Origin of the sequence: Phenylobacterium sp., assembly GCF_031412415.1 — a bacterium.
Classification (GTDB): Bacteria; Pseudomonadota; Alphaproteobacteria; order Caulobacterales; family Caulobacteraceae; genus Phenylobacterium.
Map to the genome: position 1 here is coordinate 1 of NZ_JANOCX010000142.1, position 6,380 is coordinate 6,380.

Sequence of the window (6,380 nt, forward strand, 5' to 3'; positions counted from 1 at the left end):
GCGGCTGCTGTTTTCTCGATGGACATGGGGCAGTTTAGCCCGCTCTGGTGACGGTTGCGAGATGCCCCTGCCTCGATTTCCAGGCGCTCTGGACGAACAGCCCCAATGTCGGCGACAAAGGCCGGCTTGAACGCCGAGGAGTCCTCATGAACCGTCTATTCACCGCCTTCATCGTCGCGGCCATGGTGCTGGGCGTCGGCGTCGGCTGGGCGGTGAACCAGACCCTGAGCCCCGAGCAGGCCAAGGAGGTCGCCGGCAACCTGACGATCATCACCGACGTCTTCCTGCGGCTGATCAAGATGATCATCGCGCCCCTCGTCTTCTCGACCCTGGTGGCCGGGATCGCCCACATGGAGGACGCCGCCAGCATCGGCCGGGTCGGCGTCAAGACCATGGGCTGGTTCATCGGCGCCTCGCTCATCTCGCTGACCATCGGGCTGCTGATGGTCCACCTGATCGGACCCGGCGTCGGCATGAACCTGATCGACGAGGCGGCCAACGCCGCCGGCGCCGTCGACGCCACCAAGCTGACCCTCAAGGAATTCGTCACCCACCTGGTGCCGCGCTCCATCGTCGAGGCCATGGCCAACAACGAGATCCTGCAGATCGTGGTGTTCTCGATCTTCGTCGGGACCGCCGTGGCGGCGCTGGACGACAAGGCGCCGGCCGTCGTCGCCCTGGTCGACCAGATCGCCAACATCATGCTGAAGGTGACCGGCTACGTCATGACGACCGCGCCGCTGGCGATCTTCGCGGCGCTCGCCGCCACCATCGCCACCCAGGGCCTGGGCGTCCTGGCCGATTATGCCAAATTCGTGGGAGGTTTCTATCTTTCTCTCGGCGTTCTTTGGGCCCTGCTGATCGGCGCCATCCTGCTGATCGTCGGACCACGCGCCATGAAGCTGCTGGGCGCGATCCGCGGCCCGGCCCTGCTGGCCTTCGCCACCGCCTCGTCGGAAGCCGCCTATCCCCGCACCCTGGAGGAGCTGCAGAAGTTCGGCGTCAGCCGCCGCATCGCCAGCTTCGTCCTGCCGCTGGGCTACTCGTTCAATCTCGACGGCTCGATGATGTACTGCACCTTCGCGGTGATGTTCATCGCCCAGGCCTACGGCATCGACCTCTCCATCGGCCAGCAGATCACCATGCTGCTGCTGCTGATGGTGACCTCCAAGGGCATGGCCGGGGTCCCCCGCGCCTCCCTCGTGGTGATCGCCGCGACCCTCGCCTATTTCGACCTGCCCGAGGCCGGCCTGCTGCTGATCCTGGGGGTCGACCACCTGCTGGACATGGGCCGCTCGGCCACCAACGTCCTGGGCAACTCCGTCGCCAGCGCCGTGGTCGCCAAGTGGGAGAACCAGATCGAGGATCCCGACGCCCAGGTGGTGGAAACCAAACCGGCCTGACCGTCGCGCCTGTCGCTCAGATGATGCGCGCCCGCTTCGCGCGCATCACGGCGTCGGTCCGGTTCACGGCGTCCAGCCAACGGGTCAGGCGGGCCACATGGATCTTCACGGTGGCCGGCGAGATGCCCAGCCGCGCCGCGATCTCCTTGTTGGTGAGGCCGTCGGCGAGGGCTTCCAGCACCTGGCCCTGGCGAGGCGGCAGGCGCTTGGCCTCCAGGGCCCGCAGGCCGGGGACGGCCGCGCCGATCGCGTCGAGAAGCAGGCTCGGCTGGGCGTTCTTGGAGTAGACGCCCGTCACGCCGCAGGCCGCGACAGCGGCGAGCAGGGCCTCGTCCTCGAGCCCCGTGACGACGAGAATGACAGCTTCCGGCGCCCGCGCCCGCAGCTCGGTCACGCCCTCGACCGGCCCGGCGCCCGGCATGGAAAGGTCGACCAGGCAGAAATCCGGCTGGGCCTCGGCCGCCGTCCAGGCGGAGGGATAGTCGCCGGCCTCGGCGAGTGAAACGTCAAGCCAGCGATCGCGCATGGCACCGGCGAGGGCCTCGCGCATCAGCGGATGATCGTCGCAGATCAGGCCGCGCATTTCGCCTCGTCACCCACCGGATCGGCCGGGAGCCGTATGAAGAAGGCCGCGCCGGAGGTGAGGCCGGACTTCACGCCGCAGACGCCCGACATCGCCGTGACGAGCCCCAGGGTCGAGGCCAGTCCCAGGCCGAAGCCGCCGGCCGCACCCACATGCTGGCCCTGTTCGAAGGGGCGGAAGATGCGCGCACCCTCCCCCGGCGCAAGCCCGCGGCCGTCGTCGATCACCCAGATCGTCGGGCCGCCAGCGCCGGCGCGAGCGCCGATCAGCACCCGCCGGGCGCCGGCATGGCGTATGGCGTTGGCGACCAGGTTCTCCACCGCGCGCCCCAGCAGCAGCGGATCGGCGTTGAGCGGCACACGCCGGCCCACGACGCGCAGGCTAATCCGCTCGGCGTCGGCCGCGGGAGCCTGGGTTAGGATCACCCGATCGAAGAGCTCGCCGGCCGGGAACCGCGACGCGACCGGGGTAACGGCGCCGCTCTCCAGCCGGAGATGCTGCAACATCGCCTCGATCAGGCCGCGGGCGAGGCCGATGGACCGCCGCAGCCCATTCAGCGACATGGCGCGTGCGCCGGCCCGCGCGCCCGGCGCCAGTTGCTCCAGGAACAGGGCCGCGGCCTGCAGCGGCTGCTGCAGGTCGTGCGAGGCGGCCCGGATGAACTGGGTCTTGGCGTCCCGCTCGCGCTCAAGGCTCACCAAGGCGGCGGCCAGCTCGCGACGGGAGGCGTCCGCCGCGGCCTGGGCCTGCGTCGCCTTGACGACCGCCTCGCGCACGAAGCGACGGATCGCGATCAGTGTCAGCCCGAACATCGGCAGCAGGAGCGCGAGCTTCAGGAAGTGCGGCGGCTGCTCGACCATCAGCCACACGGTGAGCGAGCCCAGCAGCATCACCACCGCGCGTCCCAGGACCTGGGTGGCCTCGGTCGCCGCGGCGAACTGGACGACCAGGAACCAGGCGTAGAGGACGAGCAGAAGCGCGCGAAGTTCCGGCTCGGCCGCCGGCATGAAGACCCAGACACTCGCGGCCGTGACGGCGTTGCACAGGGTCATGCCCAGCTTGGCGCCCGGGATCCAACCGGTCAGGACGGCTTCGTCGCTGGGCGGACGCAAGGCGAACCGCAGCCAGGAGACGAACCAACCGGCGAGGAAGAATGAGATCGCGCCGAGCCACAGCATGAAGCCGAGGCGCTCGGCCCGACCGGCGAATTCAAACGCCAGATAGGCGGTCCCGATGACGAGGCCGACCCAGGCGACGATGCTGCCCTTCAGCTCCGTCCGCGCTTCATTGATGAGGACCTGGTCCCGATACGCGAGATCCAACACTGCGCTCCCCAAGCTCGCCGCGACGATCTGCGGACGGACCTTGGCTGTCAAGGCAGAGGTAGGCCATCTGGTCTAATGGCCCAAGGCCAAGGTTGTCCCTAGCTTCGCGACCTTGAGGGCATGGCCGCGCGCCGATCCGTCCCGCGATCAAGGAGATGCAGTATCATGAAGAGTTCAGTCGCCGCTCTCGCGCTTGTCTGCGCGATGGCCTCGTCGGCCGCCGTCGCCCAGACCATGGCGCTCGGGGTCAGCGCGGGCACGCCCGGCGTCGGGGTCCAGGCCTCGGCGAAGATCAGTGAGCTGATCGTCCTGCGCGGCGCGGTCGATGGGATGAGCCTCAGCCGGGACGAAACCTATTCGGACATCGACTATGACGGAAAGGCCAAGCTGCTGACCGGCGGTGTCTTCGCCGACCTGCATCCTGGCGGCGGGGCCTTCCTGGTCTCCGGCGGCGCCTATTTCGGCCAGCGGAAGATCAATCTGAGCGCCCGGCCCACCGCCAGCGTCGACATCGGCGGACAGGTCTTCACGCCGGCTCAGATTGGCCGGCTCGACGGCGAGGCCAAGCTCTCCGACCTGCAGCCCTTCCTGGGGGTCGGTTTCGACACCACCTTCGTGGGCGACCGCACCTGGGGCTTCCGGGCCCTCGCCGGCGTGTCGTTCAGCAAGGCTCCCGACGTCAAGCTGGCGGCCTCGGGCGGCACGTTGTCGAACGACGCCAACTTCCAGGCGCGGCTGCGCGCCGAGGAGACGCAGGCACGCGACGACGCCAAGGACTTCAAGTACTTCCCGGTGGTTCAGGTCGGTCTGACGCGACGCTTCTGAGACCGGGATCTCGGGGGAGATCTCGGGACTTCGGGGCGCCAGCCCCCTGTTCGACGCCTCGCCGCGCGGCCTCCCGTGCGCGGTGATCGCGGCGAAACAGGTTTGGCGTCCCCGATTTCCCCCGCCTGAGTTCGCGTCCTGAACGCGGCGAGCATGGGTGGTGGAAACCAAACCGGCCTGACCCCATATCGGGGACCATGCGCAACCACCTACGCACCTTCATGCTGCTGGCGGGCCTCACCGCCCTGTTCGTCGGCGTCGGCTATCTGATCGGCGGCCCCACCGGCATGGCCGTGGCCTTCGCGCTGGGCGCCGCCATGAACTTCGTCAGCTACTGGAACGCCGACAAGATCGTCCTGAAGATGTACGGCGCCCGGGAGGTCGACCCCTCGACCCGCGACCCGTTGCTCAGGAACTACCTCTCCGACGTCCATGACCTGGCCGCCCGGGCGGGCCTGCCCATGCCCAAGGTCTATGTGATCGAAACCGAGCAGCCCAACGCCTTCGCCACCGGCCGCGACCCGGAGCACGCCGCGGTCGCCGCCACCGTGGGCCTGCTCAAGATGCTGGACCGGCGCGAGATCCGCGGGGTCATGGCCCACGAGCTGGCCCATGTGAAGAACCGCGACACGCTGACCATGACCGTGACGGCGACCCTGGCCGGCGCCATCGGCGCCCTGGCCAACTTCGCGCTGTTCTTCGGCGGCAACGACCGCGAGCGGCCGGGCGGGATCATCGGAACGCTGGCCCTGATGATCCTGGCGCCCATGGCCGCGGCCCTGGTCCAGATGGCCATCAGCCGGGGCCGCGAATACGAGGCCGACCGCCATGGCGCGGAGATCAGCGGCGACCCGCAAGCGCTGGCCAGCGCCCTGCAGAAGATCGACGCCTATGCGCGCGGCATCGTCAACCTGACCGCCGAGCGCAATCCCGCCACCGGCCAGATGTTCATCATCAACCCCCTGGCGGGGCGCGGCGCCGACAACCTGTTCTCCACCCACCCGGCCACCGCCAACCGGGTGAAGGCCCTGATGTCGCTGGGCGGCGGCGGGCGTCCCCGCGCGCCGGACATCGTCACGGGCGGCGGGCGCCGGGGCCAGACCGCCGTGCCGGTGACCTCGGCCAAGCGCGGCCCCTGGGGCTAAACGCCCGACATCGCGCGCAGCAGCCGCGCCCTCTCGGCGTCGGAGGCGGCCTGCGCCTTGCGCCGCGCCTGGGCCTCCGCCACGGCGGCGGCGAAGGCCGGCTGGGTGCGCATCCAGCCATAGAGGGTGGCCGCGCAGGGGATGTCGGGCAAAGCGCTGAGGCTGTGCAGCGAACCGCCCTCGGCGATCCCCTCGCAGATCGCCTCGGCCAGCCAGGACGGACAGGCCGCCCGCGCCTGGCCCCGGCGCCGGGCGCCGACGCGCAGCGCGATGCGCAGGGCCTGGTCGAATTCCGGCCGAGCCTTGCGCCAGCGGGTCACGACCGCGCGGGTGGGCAGGCCGTGGGCGGCGGTGAGCAGGGCCTGATACCGCTGCCCGCGCGAGACCCGCACCACGATGGCGTCGGCGAGGTCCTGATCGAAGGGGCGGAAGCGGTCGGCCACGCGGCGCACCCGCGCGGCGGTCTTGACCTGGTTCAGCCGCCAGACGGCCTGCCCGAACTCGCCCTGGGTGGCGCGCCAGCGGGCGTAGGCCCGGCGCGAGGGCATGGCCGGGTCGCGCAGGATCGCCACGATGCCCTCCCCCGCCGCCAGCCGGGCCAGCAGGGTCGCGGCCTTGGCCTCATCGAAGGCGAGGCGGCGATCGGCCTTGCGGCGAGCCTGGGCCAGGGCGGCGCCGAAGTCCGGCGCGGCCAGGCTCCAGGCCCGGACGCTGGCGTAGGAGGGCATGCCGGGCTCGGCGCAGATGCGGACCAGGGGCTCGCCGGCGGAGACCCGGTCGAGGACCTGCTGGCGGGCTTGGGGGGCGAGCTGGGCGTAGGCGCGCGCGGGCATTGGGGGAGTTTAGCGCTGCAGTGGGTGGAGGGGAACTTTTAGGGAACAAACGATGGTTGTGTTGCCTAGCGCACGCCGGATCCGGTGACATTACCGGAACTTGCGAAAAATCTGAATGCAACCCGAATCCTAGAGACAGAGCAGGACATTGCGAACAAGATCAGCAGACGCAGATTCAGCAGGGCTTTCTTGATCCAATGTCTGACGGCAATAGGCGCGACGCCGCTTCGATTGGAAGAATGTTCGCCGCGATCCTATTGGTCGGC

At 69.7% G+C, this 6,380-nt stretch carries 7 protein-coding genes; 4 read left to right on the plus strand and 3 right to left on the minus strand.

The features are described from left to right. Positions 1-146: 146 nt before the first annotated feature. Positions 147-1,403, plus strand: a complete 1,257-nt coding sequence (locus RMO04_RS06860; RefSeq protein ID WP_309644043.1) for a dicarboxylate/amino acid:cation symporter — start codon at positions 147-149, stop codon at positions 1,401-1,403. 16 nt (positions 1,404-1,419) lie between these two features. On the opposite strand, the gene RMO04_RS06865 is transcribed toward RMO04_RS06860, so the two are convergent. Then, positions 1,420-1,986 (minus strand): response regulator transcription factor, encoded by a 567-nt coding sequence (locus RMO04_RS06865; RefSeq protein WP_309644044.1) that lies wholly within the window; start codon positions 1,984-1,986, stop codon positions 1,420-1,422. Further along, positions 1,974-3,308, minus strand: coding sequence for a HAMP domain-containing sensor histidine kinase (locus RMO04_RS06870; protein ID WP_309644045.1), 1,335 nt, complete (start codon positions 3,306-3,308; stop codon positions 1,974-1,976). The genes RMO04_RS06865 and RMO04_RS06870 overlap by 13 nt, the downstream gene beginning before the upstream one ends. Before the next feature lie 168 nt (positions 3,309-3,476). Between RMO04_RS06870 and RMO04_RS06875 the strand changes: the two genes are divergently transcribed. Next, on the plus strand, positions 3,477-4,136 hold the full coding sequence (locus tag RMO04_RS06875) for a hypothetical protein (protein ID WP_309644046.1): 660 nt from the start codon (positions 3,477-3,479) through the stop codon (positions 4,134-4,136). 197 nt (positions 4,137-4,333) lie between these two features. Continuing rightward, positions 4,334-5,281, plus strand: a complete 948-nt coding sequence (gene htpX / locus RMO04_RS06880) for a zinc metalloprotease HtpX (RefSeq protein ID WP_309644047.1) — start codon at positions 4,334-4,336, stop codon at positions 5,279-5,281. Here htpX and RMO04_RS06885 read toward each other — a convergent pair. Then, positions 5,278-6,114, minus strand: a complete 837-nt coding sequence (locus RMO04_RS06885) for a hypothetical protein (RefSeq protein ID WP_309644048.1) — start codon at positions 6,112-6,114, stop codon at positions 5,278-5,280. The two genes, htpX and RMO04_RS06885, sit on opposite strands and share 4 nt — an antisense overlap. Before the next feature lie 84 nt (positions 6,115-6,198). Here RMO04_RS06885 and RMO04_RS21170 point away from each other — a divergent pair. Beyond that, positions 6,199-6,380 (plus strand): DUF6471 domain-containing protein (locus tag RMO04_RS21170; protein ID WP_405041468.1); only part of this gene is annotated, 182 nt, incomplete at its 3' end.